Raw genomic sequence first — 250 nt, forward strand, 5'->3', positions numbered from 1 at the left:
GCGTCTGGACGAGCATCGCGCGCCTGCGAAACAGGCTGACAAGGTCGCGATAGAGCGTCGAAGGCGGGATCCAGGGGCTAAGGTTGGCGCCTTCGTTCTTGAGGTACCGGGCCAGTACCCTTGCATCCATCAAGTAAAGGGTATGTCCTGCTTCATGGACCATATCGGTAAACAGCAGGTGATAGACATTGGTGGCCTCGACTGCAATCGAGACCTTGCCGTGTAATGCCTTGATCCATTGTTTAATGGC

The 250-nt window shown here is 55.2% G+C and carries 1 pseudogene; it reads right to left on the reverse strand.

Annotation, left to right across the window (positions count from 1 at the left end):
- Positions 1-250: pseudogene (locus G7Z99_RS19705) on the reverse strand (IS110 family transposase); the annotation flags it as partial.

This window comes from Pseudomonas entomophila (assembly GCF_013523165.1).
Classification (GTDB): Bacteria; Pseudomonadota; Gammaproteobacteria; order Pseudomonadales; family Pseudomonadaceae; genus Aquipseudomonas; species Aquipseudomonas entomophila_A.